This window comes from Gluconacetobacter sp., from assembly GCF_047721585.1.
Classification (GTDB): Bacteria; Pseudomonadota; Alphaproteobacteria; order Acetobacterales; family Acetobacteraceae; genus Gluconacetobacter; species Gluconacetobacter dulcium.
This window is the reverse complement of sequence record NZ_JBDNXE010000024.1, coordinates 20,260-35,466: the sequence shown is the minus strand read 5'-3', so window position 1 is coordinate 35,466 and position 15,207 is coordinate 20,260. Positions and strand designations below refer to the sequence as shown.

Annotated in this window: 13 protein-coding genes; 4 read left to right on the top strand and 9 right to left on the bottom strand. The window is 61.2% G+C overall.

Annotation, left to right across the window (positions count from 1 at the left end; translation table 11 throughout):
* Nucleotides 1-260 precede the first annotated feature (260 nt).
* Complete coding sequence (locus ABF821_RS06790) at nucleotides 261-2,528, bottom strand: TonB-dependent hemoglobin/transferrin/lactoferrin family receptor (protein ID WP_415529490.1); 2,268 nt, start codon at nucleotides 2,526-2,528, stop codon at nucleotides 261-263.
* Between the two features lie 317 nt (nucleotides 2,529-2,845).
* On the opposite strand from ABF821_RS06790, the gene ABF821_RS06785 reads away from it, so the two are divergent.
* Together ABF821_RS06785 and ABF821_RS06780 are read left to right on the top strand one after the other, a co-directional pair.
* Complete coding sequence (locus tag ABF821_RS06785) at nucleotides 2,846-3,424, top strand: biliverdin-producing heme oxygenase (RefSeq protein WP_415529489.1); 579 nt, start codon at nucleotides 2,846-2,848, stop codon at nucleotides 3,422-3,424.
* Between the two features lie 292 nt (nucleotides 3,425-3,716).
* Nucleotides 3,717-5,087: a diguanylate cyclase domain-containing protein gene (locus ABF821_RS06780; protein ID WP_415529488.1), complete on the top strand. Its 1,371-nt coding sequence runs from the start codon at nucleotides 3,717-3,719 to the stop codon at nucleotides 5,085-5,087.
* Between the two features lie 169 nt (nucleotides 5,088-5,256).
* On the opposite strand, the gene ABF821_RS06775 is transcribed toward ABF821_RS06780, so the two are convergent.
* Nucleotides 5,257-5,811 (bottom strand): hypothetical protein, encoded by a 555-nt coding sequence (locus tag ABF821_RS06775; RefSeq protein ID WP_415529487.1) that lies wholly within the window; start codon nucleotides 5,809-5,811, stop codon nucleotides 5,257-5,259.
* A 124-nt stretch (nucleotides 5,812-5,935) separates the two neighbouring features.
* Nucleotides 5,936-6,454 (bottom strand): hypothetical protein, encoded by a 519-nt coding sequence (locus ABF821_RS06770; RefSeq protein WP_415529486.1) that lies wholly within the window; start codon nucleotides 6,452-6,454, stop codon nucleotides 5,936-5,938.
* A gap of 173 nt (nucleotides 6,455-6,627) precedes the next feature.
* On the opposite strand from ABF821_RS06770, the gene ABF821_RS06765 reads away from it, so the two are divergent.
* Complete coding sequence (locus ABF821_RS06765) at nucleotides 6,628-7,065, top strand: Fur family transcriptional regulator (protein ID WP_114727965.1); 438 nt, start codon at nucleotides 6,628-6,630, stop codon at nucleotides 7,063-7,065.
* 82 nt (nucleotides 7,066-7,147) lie between these two features.
* Here the strand turns inward: ABF821_RS06765 and ABF821_RS06760 are convergent, their stop codons facing one another.
* On the bottom strand, nucleotides 7,148-7,372 hold the full coding sequence (locus ABF821_RS06760; RefSeq protein WP_114727966.1) for a bacterioferritin-associated ferredoxin: 225 nt from the start codon (nucleotides 7,370-7,372) through the stop codon (nucleotides 7,148-7,150).
* Between the two features lie 219 nt (nucleotides 7,373-7,591).
* Here ABF821_RS06760 and ABF821_RS06755 point away from each other — a divergent pair, with 219 nt between their 5' ends.
* The gene (locus tag ABF821_RS06755) at nucleotides 7,592-8,548 is read left to right on the top strand and encodes a hypothetical protein (protein WP_182973849.1); all 957 of its coding nucleotides are present in this window, start codon (nucleotides 7,592-7,594) and stop codon (nucleotides 8,546-8,548) included.
* A gap of 55 nt (nucleotides 8,549-8,603) precedes the next feature.
* On the opposite strand, the gene ABF821_RS06750 is transcribed toward ABF821_RS06755, so the two are convergent.
* The 5 genes from ABF821_RS06750 to ABF821_RS06730 all read right to left on the bottom strand — a co-directional run bounded on the left by ABF821_RS06750 (nucleotide 8,604) and on the right by ABF821_RS06730 (nucleotide 15,157).
* Nucleotides 8,604-9,038, bottom strand: a complete 435-nt coding sequence (locus ABF821_RS06750; protein WP_415529485.1) for a hypothetical protein — start codon at nucleotides 9,036-9,038, stop codon at nucleotides 8,604-8,606.
* Nucleotides 9,039-9,223: 185 nt separating this feature from the next.
* Nucleotides 9,224-11,314 carry a S46 family peptidase gene (locus ABF821_RS06745; RefSeq protein ID WP_415529484.1) on the bottom strand — a complete coding sequence of 697 codons (2,091 nt, stop codon included), beginning with the start codon at nucleotides 11,312-11,314 and terminating at the stop codon, nucleotides 9,224-9,226.
* Between the two features lie 786 nt (nucleotides 11,315-12,100).
* Entirely contained in the window at nucleotides 12,101-14,275 is a 2,175-nt protein-coding gene (locus ABF821_RS06740; protein WP_415529483.1) for a methyl-accepting chemotaxis protein, read from the bottom strand.
* A 320-nt stretch (nucleotides 14,276-14,595) separates the two neighbouring features.
* Nucleotides 14,596-14,802: a hypothetical protein gene (locus ABF821_RS06735; protein WP_415529482.1), complete on the bottom strand. Its 207-nt coding sequence runs from the start codon at nucleotides 14,800-14,802 to the stop codon at nucleotides 14,596-14,598.
* Nucleotides 14,795-15,157 carry a hypothetical protein gene (locus ABF821_RS06730; RefSeq protein WP_415529481.1) on the bottom strand — a complete coding sequence of 121 codons (363 nt, stop codon included), beginning with the start codon at nucleotides 15,155-15,157 and terminating at the stop codon, nucleotides 14,795-14,797. Before ABF821_RS06730 ends, ABF821_RS06735 begins: the two co-directional genes overlap by 8 nt.
* Nucleotides 15,158-15,207 lie beyond the last annotated feature (50 nt).

Genomic DNA, 15,207 nt, shown 5'->3' with positions numbered 1-15,207 from the left:
CCCAACGCGGCCCGGTCTCCATCGTCTAATTAAAAACCGCCCGGGCTTGTCGCCGGCGCGTCTCAGAGCCTGACCGAAAATGTGGGCTGGCGAGCGAGAGCGGCCCGTTTTCCGGGCCGCGTCCGGCGTGTGTTTCCGAGCATCGGAGCGGAGTGGCCTTGATGGCCATGCGCACCGACGCGTAGGAAACGCACGTTGGATCGCCGCCAGCGCGCATTTTCGGTCAGGCTCTTACATGGGGGGCCGATCCGCCGGAAGGATCAGAATTCGATCCGTGCGGTGACTTTGAACGAGCGGCCCGGCTGGCTGTAATATTGTTCGGACAGGCTGCTGCTGGACTGGCCATAGGGCAGCGCGGCGGCGTTGTAATAGGTCTTGTCGAAGATATTGTACATGCCGGCCTGAATGCGCAGGGGGCGGTAGAAGGTCGGGCTGTACCAGCCCGTCAGATCGAACAGCACGTAGCCCGGCGTCTTCCACTGGCTGACCGGTGTGCCTGAAGTCGTCAGGTATTTTGCGTTGTCCCGTGCCGTCGCAAACGTCGCGGACAGGCTCGTGCCCCAGTTCTCGCCCTTGTAGCCGAAGCCGATGATGCCACGGAACGGGGCAACGGAACTGAGGTGGTAGTTCAGATCGGTATTGCGGCCGTCGGCATAGGCGAACGAGCCCCATGCCTGCCAGTGCTTGTCGAACGCCCATTGAGCACTGGCCTCGACCCCGTAAATGCGCACATGCCCCAGGTTGGCGTAGCCATAGCAGTAATAATATCCACTACATCCGCTCACGCCGACCATGTCTATGAAGTTTTTATAGTAATTATCATAGAACGAGACATTGGCGCCGCGTTCGGAATTGCCGTATTTCATGCCCACTTCCCAGCCTCGGCTGGTTTCCGGCTTGATATCGGGATTGCCGACGACCTGATAGATCGGCGGCGTGCTGTAATTGAGATAGGCTTCGGTCGCCGAGGGGGCGCGGAACGCCTGCGAATACTGGCCGTAAAGCGTCAGGTCGTGGGCCACGCGCGCCTCGATCAGCACCTTGGGCGAGAAATGCCCGCCATGCGCGCCCCGTGGCAGACCGGCATAGCCGGGATTGTTCCTGAAGAAGGCGCTGTTCCGCGGGTCGCGCTGGTAATAATCGAAGCGGAAACCCGGCGTGATATGGAACCATTCGCCAACGCCCATGCCGATGCGGTCCTGCAGGATCGCGCCCAGGTCGGTGCCATGGACCTTCGGCATGTCGGCATAATTATCGTGCGTGTAGGCACTTGTCGTGGCGCGCTGCCCGGTTTCATGCTGGCTGGTATCGGTCAGATAGACCTCGCCGCCGAAGGTGATGGCGTGATGCAGCGGACCTGTGAAGAGATTGGCCGTCGCCGAGCCGGTCACCCCGTAGGACTGCACCGACAGGTTGAGATTTTCATGCGCATTGGCGGCGGGGCGGAGGCTGTTCGTGTTGCGGATGTCGGTGATCGTGTTGGTGTCCTGCCAATAAGCCAGAAAATGCCCTTCGCTGAACAGGGCGGTCGGACTTTCCGCCTTGTAGTCGTAATTGGCCGAGACGCGGGCACGCTTGTTCTCGCTGCCTGTGCGGTAATGCTGCCCCGCGCTGGTCTCCGATGTCATGGTGTGTTCGTCATAATTGCGGTCGAACCATTCTCCCGTCAGCCCCACCCGGTGGCCGCCCGCGAAGTAATGCCGGATCTTGCCCAGAAAACTGCCCTGATCGTAGGAGGCCGGGTTGCTTCTGGTCCGCGCGCGCCCGCTGCCCCCGATCCGGCCCATGTTGCCGGTCTGGCTGCCGTTCTGATAACCGCCTTCCAGCAGAAAGAGCGTATCGCCGTAGCGGGCGGCGAACGTCTGGTTAAGGTAGGCGCTTTCGCTCGATCCATCATATGTGGTCTTGGTCAGCCCACCGAAACTCTTGCCCGGCTTGAGAATATCTTCCGGGTCCAGCGTGCGCAGCGCAACGACGCCGCCAAGCGATCCCGTCCCGAAAAAGCTGGAATCGGCGCTTTTAACAACGTCGATCGCACCGAGGGAATTGAAGTCGAAGGCGCTGACGCCGCCCTGGGCTGTATTGTAGGTGCCGGTATAGGCACCATCGTTGGCCCAGCTCGTGCGCACGCCGTCGATCGTCGTCAGAATGCGGTTCTGGTCGAGGCCACGGATATTGATGCTGGCATTACCGGCACTGTAATTGACGGCGGCATCGACGCGACGTGCGTAATCTTCCAGATTGTCGATCTGGCGATCGCGAAACACCTTGTAGGTCGTGGTGGTCGTCAGCACGGCCGGTTTGCCGGTGCTGCTGTGGTCGGCATCGGGATCGAATTTCATGGAATCGATCACATCGGCACGCCCTGAGACTTTCACCGGCCGGAGGTTGATCGCAGGGGCAGCGGGACGGGCGCCGGTTGCGTTCGCGGGTTGCTGACTGGGGGCAGTGGCGCTGCCGGGCGCCACCTTCCTGGCGGTGAGTGCATCGGTTGCCGGCGCATCAGTCGCGGCACGGGCGAAATCCATGGATGCATATCCGCAGGTCAGTGCGGATGTCGCCAGTATATGACAGAGAATCGTGCGATGCCGTTTTTTTTGCCGCCTTATCACCGCGTGCTCCATAAATGAGAATTGTTCGCATCTAATGCGGGGGCGGTGTTCTGCTTGTCAACATAAAATGCGCTTGATTCTCATTTGCATAAAAGGCAAAAGATCAGGCAATCAACAATTGTCTGATGAAATGGGCTTGGCTGGAAACAGACGAAACAATCCGCAAATCATTCGTTACATTCTGTCTGTTTGCGCTGTCCGACATGAATGGAAATAATCGAAGGATTCCTATCGTGAGCGACCCGATCCTGACCTCACCCCTGTCATCACAACTCAAGGCGCATACGCACGCCATTCATGAGCAGTTGGACCATGCCATCATGACAGCCGGCATGTTCTCGGATCGGCCGGGGTATCAAAATTTCGTGCTGGTCCAATATCGGTTCCATCGAGACCTGAACGCACTCTATGGCGATCCAGCTCTTGCACGCATCGTGCCCGATCTGCCCGCACGAAACCGGTTTGCACAGTTGGTCGAAGATATGGCGGACCTGGATATTCCCACCCCTGAAGCGACGGAACGCCCTGTCGCCCATGATCCGTCGGAGGCAATGGGGTGGCTGTATGTGGCCGAAGGATCGAAGCTGGGGGCCGGCATTCTGACGCGCCTGGCCGAAAAGCTGGGCTTCGGCGCCTCGTTCGGCGCCCGTCACCTGCAACCCGATCCGGCGGGCCGCGGGCGCTCCTGGTCGGCTTTTCAGGAGGCGATTGATCGCGCCGGGCTGGACCCGGACCGCTGTGTCATCGGGGCCGAAAGCGGCTTTAAGCGCGTAATCGACTATCTCGGCAGCGTTACGTCGGCGCGGGCCTGAGGCGGCACCCAAGGGCCGGGGCGGAAGAGAGGGAGACCGCAGGCGGCGGCAGGCAGAGCGTGACGCGATATCTACCGCCTGTCATAACGATAACGTATGGAGTCGCCGGCGCTTCAGGTTTATATTCCGCGCAAGATAGCCATTGACCTCTCAACCGCTCGACGGCCGAGACGGAGTGTGCCGGCAGGAGCCGTGTTGAATGGTAGGACCCGCGCGTCCGTGGACCCAAATCGTCCAATCGTCGCGAACTTGGCGCCCGTTCCGGCCGGCCGAGCAGCCGCGCGGGCGCGGCTTGATCCTGCTTTTTCTTGTGCTGTTTGGCGGTCTCGTCGTGATCACCCGTTTCCTCATCGAGGATAATGACGGGTTCTCGGCTTTCTGGCCTGCCAACGCGGTAATGCTGGTCGCTCTGCTGATTCTGCCGGAACGGCGTAGCCTGGCTGTGATGGCTGGTTGCTGTGCGATCAATCTGTGCGCCAACTATGGGGCGGGATGGGCGAACGGCGAGGCGGTTCAGGCCAGTCTGCTGAATATCGTGCAGGTCGCGATAGCGGCCCCTTTGACGCGGCAGTTCTGCGGTGCCCGGACCGATCTGGCGCGCCTGCCGCGTTTCCTCTGCTTTTCGATCATTGCCGTTGCGGCATCCGCGATCGAGGCCGGCTTCGGCGTCCTGGGCGACCGTTTCATCATGGGCGATCCGGCCCCGTTGCTCCGGGACTGGATCCAATGGGTTGCGTGCGACGCGCTCGGCCTGATCCTCGCAACACCGGTCATCATCCATCTGATCCGCAATGTGCGTGGGGACAACGAGTACCGGCGGGGCCGGTCGATGGTGCTCTCGCTCCTGTGCCTGGCGGTTTCGATCGCCAGTTTCGTATGGGGACGTTCACCGCTGCTGCTGTTCAGCTATCCTCTCCTGACCATCGTCGGTTTCCGCGCGAGCCCGGTATGGACATCGGGAACCGTCTTGCTCGTGGCGGTCTGCGCGACGGCGTTCACGCGGCGGGGGATGGGGCCTATCGCGCTCTTTTCAGGTCACGACGTCATTCTGCGCGAGGTCGGAATACAGACCTATCTCGTATCGCTTGTCCTCACGGTCCTGCCCGCCAATGTATCGGTCGATGAAAACCGGCGTTCTCTGCGGCGGATGCTCTTCGTGCAGGATCGGTTGCGGCAGGCATCGTCGCATGACGAACTGACATTGGCCATGAACCGGCGCACGTTCGAACCGGCGGTCGAGGCGCATATGAGACTCTCCGCAGCGGGCGCGCTGCTGATCGTCGATCTCGACCATTTCAAGCGGATCAACGATACATATGGACATGCTACGGGGGACGACGTACTGCGGGTCTTCTCCCGGCGCCTGATCGTGATCCTTCGGGATGTTCATGGTCTGGTCGCCCGCTATGGCGGAGACGAGTTCGTGGCCTTCGTACCCGACGTGCAGACGGTGTCGGACCTGGAGGCGCTCTGCATGCAGATCCGGCACGAACTGGCATTGCCCTACGACCTGCCGGAGGTGGGGGCCGCGGTCACTGCCAGCATCGGCGCCACGCTGTCCGGATCGGGGCGGCAAGGCATCAAGGACATTCTCCGGCGCGCGGATCTCGCGCTCTACAAGACGAAGGCTGCCGGGCGGAACGGATATACGCTCCTCACCTGAGAAAATGCGGTCTGGTGAGCGAGAGTGGCCCGTCAGCGGAGCAGAGCAGCCTTGATGGTCGTGAGCACCGAAGCGCAGGAAACACACGCCGGATCGCCACCAGGGCGCATTTTCGGGTCAGGCTCCGACACGCCGCGTTAATGTTGGAGCCCGACTGTGCAGCAGCCTGCTAAATGGCTCGTATCGGCGGTTCATCCACCGGGCGCGCCAGGACGGCGCCCAGCGACGGGATCTCGTTTTCCGTCACCTCGCGCAGCCAGTCGGCCACGGAAACCGGTTCATGCCACCATTGGCGGTCTGCCCCGCCGGTATTCCGGCGGGGCAGGATATAGCCCGCACCGGCGAGGCAGGCCCCCAGCATGGCCAATGCCGCCATCAACCGATCGGGAATGTCCCCTTCCGGGAAGAGGGGACGCAACGCCCTCCTGAGATCGGTGACACGACCATTTTGTGCGATCTCGATGGCGTCGAGCAGATGATGTTCGACCGTGGTGACCACAGGCGCCTGGAACGGCATGATTCCGGCCAGCCCCATCGCACCGGGCGGCATCATGGCCGCGGCATCGGCCAACATCCGGGCGAGATACGGATAATCCTCCGACAGCAGCGAGAGCGGCAGGCGTGCCATCGTCTCGTCGCGCGACAGGCCGCCCACCGGGCGGCCAGGCATGAAATGGCGCATCGCATGCACCGCCAGCCGTTCGCTGCGTGAAAGAGCGTTCATGGATGTTTGCGGATGGGTCATGATTATTTCCGATCACTGCCGTGTCGGCTCCCTTGGAGGCTTTCTGCCCGGCCTCCTGCCTTATCCCTTTATAATAATAGATGCGGGTGCCTCGCGTTTGCATCTACAAGATGGCAGGACACCCATGACAAAACAGGGGGAGGGCGACCGGCCGATCGCGGGTGCCCGGCCATCGACAGACCCGGCGGCTGGGCAGCCAGTGCCCCGCGCCGGCCAGGCACGCGGCCAGCACCGTGACGGCGGCGGCGAAGCGCGACTGCACATAATGATGCGGAAAGACCCGCCGCAATGCCGCACGGACCGCAGCCTCGTTTCCGTTCTGTGCCGCCGACGTTGCGTCCAGAAAGCCTTCTTCGGTGGCAGTCAGCATCATCGTGCCGGGCATGCCCACGTCCAGACGGTCCATGCGCAGTCCAGCCATCCGGCTCATCGCGGCGCGAAACGCCTCCACGACTCCTTCGAGGTCGGCGTGGAACCCCACCATGAACAGGCTCCGGGCCACCGGGCGGGACGATGCGCCCGTGCAGGCGGGCACCTCGCGCCGCGTGATGCATCGGATCATCCAGATGGCCAGCTTCTCGCTGCAGGAGAGGTCGTTCACGTAATGCCGTGCGTGGCTCATTGGGCACTCCTGGCCGGCGACGCCGCCGATCTGTTGCTGTGTCACGGCACTATATGAGAACGATTATCATTCGCAAACATGAAATGCTCACATCGTGATGATGTCCGCCCCATCCAGGCGCCGTGCCAATCCATTGGACGCGATTCGTCGGATCAGGCTATGCTGGGGAGGCAATGAAAACAGACGACAGGCTGGACTCCCCGATCGCCGCGATGTGCCGCGAGAAGGGCATGAAACTGACCGGGCAGCGGCGTACGATCGCGCATGTCCTGTCCGAATCCGACGATCATCCCGATGTTGAGGAACTCTATCGCCGGGCCACGGCGGTCGATCCGCATATCTCCATCGCGACAGTGTACCGGACGGTGCGGCTGTTCGAGGAGAAGGGCATCCTGCGGCGTCGCGATTTCGGCGGGGGCCGCGCGCGGTACGAGACCACCGATCATGGGGACCATTTCCACCTGATCGATGTCGATACCGGTACCGTCATGGAATTCGACGACGACGAGCTGAAAGCTCTGCTGGCGGAAATCGCTGCCAGGATGGGCTACGAGGTCGCGACGACCCGTCTGGAACTCTACGGCCGCCGCAAGAAGAAAAAAGGCCGGTAATCCGGCTGGCACAAGGCCGGCCGGGCTTTCGGCCCGGAACGGTCCACGCCGGATGACCGCCAGCGCGTTTTCGGTCGGATTCTCAGGCGTGGCCGGCGTGCTGCCGTTGGGCATCCGCGTTGGGCAGCCCTTCCAGAGTGGCGGCCTTCAGCGCGTTGCGCAGCAGGCAGAGCATTCCCGGAACACAGTTGCCGCACTGCGCGCGGCATTGCCGCGCGGCATGGATTTCGGCGGGGCGCGACGCGCCCGCGCGGATGGCGGATTCGATGTCCGTATGGGACAGCGCATTGCACGAACAGACGATCATGAAGGCTCCGCTCCCGGCGAGGTGTAAGGAGGTCTTCATTCTTCGCATTGCAATTGCGATGCGGTCGCAATAATGATCGGAGGCCACGGGACATCCGGCAGTTGCCCGACCGTCGATTTCCCAACCCCGTCCCGTGGAAACTCCGGCGGCACCGAGGGCGCGCTTGCGCTGTTTGGTGCCGCTGTTCTCTTTTCGCCTCCTGACGGGAAGCTGTTGACGATGAGCGAGACAATCGGTTGCGACGCCTCCTGGCACCTCACGCACTCACAACCGCCACTGCTGGTGGATTATTTCGATCCCGGCCGCGGATTTGCCGGGCAGATCAACGGGCTGGTCAGCCGGTTCCAGACGGTCCAGGCGGTGTGCCAGAATGGCGAGGGCCCACTGCGCCTGACCGAACTGCGCAATGAACTGGCCTTTCATCTGGTCAAGATGTCGCGCTGGTGGGGGTTCGATTTCTGCCCGCTGGGCCTGACGGGCGTGCGCAACCCGCTGTTCATGAGCTACGTGAAGGCGCATGCGGCACGGTCGGTCGAGGACGAGTCGCTGCTGGATCTCTTCACCGTGCAGCGTCATATGCACGGGGGCGATCCGGGCCATATCCTGGTTCTCGGCCGCGACCCGGAGAGCAGCGGCACGATGTCGATTCTCTACGGCGTCGACGGCCAGAAATCCTTCCGCTTCACGACCAGGGCCAACGGTGCCGCGATCGCGTGGTATCGCCACAGCTATCCCGATTTCGTCAGCGCGTGGCTGGCGGCGTGGACCTATCACTGCCCGGCCGGCCATGTCTGCGCGAACATGCGCGAGCATCTGGCCGCCGAGCGCGAACATACCTGGGCGCGAAGCTGGCACCGCCAGCATTTTCACCGCACGGGCGGGAGCCTGGTCGTCCGACTCTATCTGGATGCGATGAGCCAGCTTTCGGCGTGCGAGTCCCGTTTCGGCCGGATGGAGTTCGAATCCATCGTGAATGCCATCGCCTTCAAGATCGTGCGACATGCGGTCGAGCGGCGGATCGCCATTGCCAGCCTGCTTGCGGAAGGCAGCGCGCAGGAGATGAGCCAGCGCGTGATCGATGTCATCCGGCAGAGGGCGCGCCTGTATGTCGGCCGGTCGATTGATTCGCTCCAGCGCCCGAAACTGGAGGCGCTGCTCGATCAGTGCGTCCCGTAACCTTCGGGAGCCAGGGTGGAAACCCGCATGGTGTGCTCTGATCCTGGCCGGGTCGTCAGACCGTCAGCGCGGCCCTGTCGGGTTCGACCCAGTGTGATCGTGCTTCGGGGCCAAACAATGTCTCCCGCGTCCAGTGCCCGAGCAGCCAGTCGCTCCGGCCGGGCGCCCCCGCCATCAGGGCATCCAGGATAACGCAGAGCGGTGTTTCCGCCGGATAATGTGCGAGGAAAGCCCTTGCCGCCCGCATCGAGGCGATGGTGATCGTTTCGTGATAGCCGCTTGAGAGCGTATTGGCCGTGCCGCTGGCCTCGTTATAGGCACGGATCAGGCCGCGCATGATCGGCAGTTCCGCCCATTCCGGCCGATGGCGCAGCAGCCACAGGGCGACGGCGAAATGGGCCGCGTGCGTCCATTTCGCCTTCGGCAGGGTGCCGCTCAGAAACGCCGATACGATATCGTTGATCTCGGTATCGTCGCTGTAAGCAGGCATGGCGGCGGGCTTTCTGGAAAAACCGTCTGATAGGAAGACGCCGCCGCGATGGGGCGGTGTTGCCCGAGGGAGGCAAGGCGCATTCGTCCTATCCCACCACGGCAAAGAGGGGAAGGCCGGTCCATGACCATGCACCGGGAGAAAGGGCATGCCACGACGCGGCCTTCCGGTTAAGGCGCGGCCCGTCAGCGGTGGCCGCGCACCAGTTCGTCGGCCAGCGCGGGTTCGGCGTAGACCGTGCGCAATGCGGCGATGATGGCGCTGGTGTCGGTCGAAACCGCGCGGTTGCTGCCGATGTCGTAATACAGATCGCCGGCCAGGCTGGGCAGGTTGCCGTCGAAGATCAGCCCGACCGCATGGCCCTGACGGTCAAGCACCGGCGAGCCGGAATTGCCGCCCACGATATCGTTGGTCGAGACGAAATCGAGATGGGTGGACAGGTCCAGCCGGGCCTTCGCGTCCAGCCAGCGTTTGGGCAGGGCGAAAGGCTCGCTGCCGGTGGCATGGCGATACATGCCGGCGAAGTCGGTAAAGGGCGGAATATCCGCGCCGTCCTGCCGCCAGCCCTGCACCGTGCCGAAGGAAAGGCGCGGCGAGAAGGTGGCATCGGGATAGATCGCATCGAGCCGCCCCGCCGCCTGTGCCTGCGCGAAGCGGGCGCGGGCGATGTCCCCCTCGGCCTTGTGCAACGGTGCCGATACCTCGTTGAGCATACGCTCGCGCAGCGCGTCATAGGCGGGGAAGAGCGTCCGGGCGAAGATGACCATCGGATCGGTCGCCTTGTCGATCGCCGCCTGGCCGCCATGCCACAATGCGGTGCGTACGGCAGGGTCCGCCAGCCGGGTCTCTTTCACCAGTCGCGCCGCCACGGCATCGGGGCTGTCGTTCCCCAGCGCGGTGCGGACCAGCGGATCATCCGCGCCCAGGATCTGGCGCAGGCTCGTCAATGCCAGGGCGAGGGACGCGGTTTCCAGTTCCGGATAGACAGGCTCGCTGGCGGCAAGCTCCGTTTCGATTTCGCCAAGTTGTGCGTCGTGATAGCCGGCATGCCGTTTGGCATCGGGTTTTGCGCGTTCGCGGGCGCCTTCGACCAGCGTCATGGCGTCACCGGCCAGACCATGCAGGGCCATATGCAGCGCGAGATTGCGGGCGAACAGGTCCTTCTGCACGCCGATCGCCTTGTCCACGACCGCGAAAGGCTGTCCATATTCGGCGCGCCGCGCCGGGTCCGCGTCGATCCAGGCTTGCAGGGCCGCATCCTCTTTCGCCCGTTGGGCGACGATATCGCTTGATCGCAGGGCGGCTTCGGTGCCGGAATAGGATTTCAGCGCGTTCTGCACGCCGAACAGCGTATCCTCGGCCTGTCGCGCATGTTCGGCGCTTTCGCGCGCATATTGCCACAACATGCCTTCGCGCACCGAGAATATGTCGATAATGGCCGGATTGGCGATATCGCGCTGGAAGGCCAGGGCTGCCGCGGGCAGGCCGCGCTGGGTGCGGCCCGGATTGCCCGAGGTGAAGACGAGGTCTCCGGCCTTGGGGCCTTTGGGGTCGAATTGCAGGAAGGGCGTGTGGACCGGCTTGCCATCCTCGTACACCCGCAGCATCGACAGGTCGATATCATAGCGCGGATAATTGAAATTGTCGGGGTCGCCACCGAAGAACGCGATATCCTGTTCGGGCGCCATCACCACCCGTACGTCCTTGTAGCGGCGATAGCGATAGAGCGCCGTCTGGCCGCCATGATAAAGGGCCACCATGTCGCAGCGCCAATGTTCGGCGTCGCCGGCGGCGCACGCCTTGGTCAACCGGCTTTCGACTTCCTGCACGGCGGCGTTATAGGCCGCACCCTGCCGCCCCTTCGTCGCCTGCGCGACCTGGGACGACACGTCGGTGATGCCGTCCAGCCGGTCGAGTTCCATGTCGGGGCACTGGCGTTCCTCGGCGAGCGACTGCGTGTGAAACCCGTCACGGAAATAATCGTGCGTCTTGTCCGACAGGGCGGACAGGCATGAATTGGCACAATGGTGATTGGTCATGACCAGCCCGTCCGCCGAGACGAACGAGGCCGAACAGCCTTCGGCCAACCGGGCGGATGATTGCACGACGTGCTGGATCCATGCCGCATCCGGCTGAAACCCGTAGCTTTTCTGCAAGGCAGCTTTCGGAAGGTGGTCGAACGTCCACATGCCCTCGTCCGCGCGGGCACTGACGGAGCCCGCCAGAAGCGACAGGATCGCACCCGACAGCATCAGATAGGATTTTGCAAGTGACATACGCGCATCTCGTTATTGGGTTATGATATAACATTATGCACGAGTTCGTATCGCACGCCAACACGCGATTTTCCCATGAAAAAGACCGTATGCGACGAGACCGATCACCAAGAAAAACATCAGGTTGGATGACGGTAGCCATGGGGGCGACAGGGATAAGTTTAGACGGCTATGGTAAATTTACGCGGCCTGCATCGAGAATTTTTCCCTGGTGTTTTCATAAAAAATGGCTTTTTCTAAAATAATGTCACCGGTTTCTTTCTGCTGCTCTGAAGATTTGTTATTTATGTGTTCGCTTATGAGTGGAAAGAGTATTTTTGTGGAGTCAGGGGATGCGTCCTGCAAAAAAGTCGGAGAGAATATTAATAACAACAAATACAATATTCGTATTTTCTCTTGTTGTCTTCATTCATTTACATGACGGAAGACCGGCTGAAATTATATTTTCGTCCATTATGCTGATCGGGTCCGCGGTAGGTCTTTTGGGAGGGTATTTAAATTATAGGGTTTCAAAAAAGAAATAGAGTATATTTTATGTTCGTGCGCGAGATAGAGGCGGCGCGTAATCCTCAGGCGGGCGCTCTGTTCATTTGATCTGCAAAATCCGTCTGCGTAGCTCGACAGAGTTATGATTTCTTTTTGAATACTAATATAATGTATCGCTCATCTGCAAAAATTTCCAATCAATTCTTATAAACTTGCAGGCGAGAATGATCGCCCGCCCCGTTGGGCGTATCATGCGTGGGGGCGGGCTCGATCCAATCTGTCATCCAATCTGTCAGGGTGTCATCGTGCCTTGTTCCGGGGCCGGTATTGGACGAGATTCGTGCTGTCCGGAAGGTGGAAGCGGCCGACAAGCTGGGTCATCCTGTCCGTCTCGCCCGCCAGGCGGCGCGCGGCGGCGTGGGAATGTTCGGCCACGGTGGCATTGCGCTGCGTCACATGGTCCATGTCGCTGACCGTGATGTTGATCTGGGTCAGGGTGGCGGATTGTTCCTGCCCGGCTGTCAGGATCTGGTTCAGATTATCGCTGATCTCGGCGATGAAGCGGGAGATGTCCTGAAGCGACTTGCCGGTTTCGGTCACGCGTTTCGAGCCGGTCTTGATGTCCGATGTCGTGGTCCTGAGCAGGGTGCCGATCTCCTTGGCCGCCTGGGCGCAACGCTGCGACAGGGCCCGGACCTCGCTGGCGACGACGGCGAAGCCCTTGCCCGCATCGCCGGCCCGGGCGGCTTCGACGGCGGCGTTGAGCGCCAGGATATTGGTCTGGAAGGCGATGATGTCGATCGTCTCGATGATGGCGACGATCTGTTTCGAGTTGTCCTCGATCCGCAGCATGGCCGTCTGTGTCTGCTGCATGAGGTCGGACGAACTGCTGGCGGAACCACGGGCCTGCACGCCGATCTTCTGCGCGGCGCCGATCTGCTGGACGGATTCGCTGACGCTTTCGGTAATCTCGTTGACCGCTGCCGCCGTCTGCTCCAGCGAGGCGGCCTGCTGCTCCGTCCGCTTGGCCAGGGTTTCGGCTTCAGTCGCAAGCTGCGCGGTGTTCCTGCTGATGCTGCGGCCCATGCCGGCGATGTCGGACAGCGCCTCGGCGAGCTGGCGTACCGACTGGTTGAAATTCTGTCGCAGGGGCTCGAATTCGGGCGGCAGCGCGGTGTTGATCTGGCAGGAGAGATCGCCCCTGGCCAGGTTGTCGAGCCCGTCTCCCATGGTCCTGATGACGTTGTTGATATTGCGGATCTTGGTTTCTTCTTCCTGCCGCGTCTTCCGCTGAAGCGCCTCATGCTGGGTTCGGGCTTCCGTCGCATGGGCTTCCGCCTCCCGGCCTCTCAGGAGCGTCTTGCGAAAGCCTTCCAGGCCCTGGGCGACCCTGCCGATTTCGTCGCCGCGCCCGGTGCCGGGAACCGCCCGGTCATATTGGCCCAGGGTCAGGTCGGAAACCGCCGCCAGCAGGTTGCGGAACGGCTCCCTGATCAGTTTTCGCGAGATGAAATAGACGACGAGAACGGAAAGGATCATCAGCAGCACGCCCGAAATCAGCAGGGCGACGATGTTGTTCATCACCGGCGCATCCAGCGCGGCACGGGGGATGTCGACGACGAGGGTCCAGACATTGCTGAAGCCGGGGATCTGGAAGGGAACCATCACCCGCTCCAGCTCCCCGTCATGAAAACCACGGATGATCCGGACCTTGCGGCTGGAAATCGCCTGCGACAGCGCGGCCTTTCCGTCGTCCGTGTAGGGCTGGAGCAGGCGCTTCTTGTCGGGGTGTGAAATCCAGACCATGTCCTGGGACAGAAGCGAAATGTTCTTGCTGCCGAAGACGTCGGACGAGCCGAGCAGGGTGACGATCCAGTCCAGGGGGGTATCGATCCCGGTCACGCCGATCTTCCTGCCGTCGAAGACCAGCGGATAGGAAAACGAGATCATCTCCACGCCGCTGCCTTCGTCGATATAGGGCTCCGTCAGAATGGGCTCGCCGCTGGCCATCGGCTGGGTGAACCAGCCCTGGCTGTAATGCTCGTCGACGGCGTTGAAATCGATCGATCCGTCGGGTTTGCGGACATAATAGGGATTGAGGATGCCATGGCTGTTCACCCCCGGCGCATTGAGTGCCTTCTGCCCGTCGAACCCGCCGGGGATTTCCTCCATCCACACGGCATAGAGGTTGGGGGACCGGATCTCCGTCTCGCGAAGCAGGCTGACGATTTCGGCCCGGCTGGCCGTTCCGGCCTTGTGGCTTGCTTCAATGGCCACCTTATTGGCGCGCGCGATATCGTTCAGGTCCAGCAGGTGCCGGGTGATCTGGTCGACCAGGATCTGGCTGCGGGAGGTCGCTTCGGAAAAAACGCTTTTTTCAACCTGGGACTTCATCATCCATGCCGATATCGTCATGGCCACGACCTGTATGGCGATGAAGGCGAGCCCGCATATCAGAACAATGCGCGCGGACAAGCTGTTCCATGGACGGCGTTCTAAATGTCCCGGCATAAAATATCGCATCCTTTATGTATTCTCATGACCTTTCATGGAAGGCATCATGTTCCCGTCACCTGCAAATGGCTTCCAAGGCCATGTCAGGGAATGGTTCCAACACAACGATCCTGAAAGTTTATGCCGGTCAGCCTAACATATCGTTTTTTTATGTAAATGAAATTGCCTCTCGGGTGCCGGGGGCCTCGGATGAGTATTCAATCGCGACACCAGCCGCCCAGATCTTGCGGGCTCTGCGCATATCGCGCGGAATCATCAATAATGACGTGTAAAAATGCTCTTCATTCCATCTTTACCTGAAAATCAATTAATGTACGAATATGAGTCATTAAAAAATATGTTAATGGCTGCGTCGGCCGGTTCTTCTGCCGCAAGCGCGTGACAATAAACCAGAAAACCATCGCGCCGGTCGCGCCCGCCGCCGCAAAAACACGTCCGTTGAAAAGAAGGGCCGAACGATACGCCGGAAAAAAGCCCGGTTCAGGCACGCCCGCCAATGCGGCGGTGGGCAAAGACGCAAAAATCAGCAGCGATCCCAGGCCGCCCCAAAAGAAAGCTTCCAGACACGAAAGCGGGCATCCGGCGCCGCTCTATCGTCTTCACAATGCAAAGCGCTGCGGCGCATGGTATTGCGGCAGAGATGGCGATGACGACGAAAAGAACAAGAAACACGATGCCATATAAATAAGCGCCGACGGAGTGGCTGAAATCCGCCGGAAATCTGGACAGGACGAGCACGAAGGTCGTTACGAAAATCGCGATCATATACGCGGCGAAGAGATCTTTTGTCCTGCACGCCATGACATCTCCGCGTTCAGATCCGGCGCGGGTCGAAACCCTCATTGACGAGCACTCATGGTTTCGATACCCGATCGCCAGGCGCGGATTTGAAG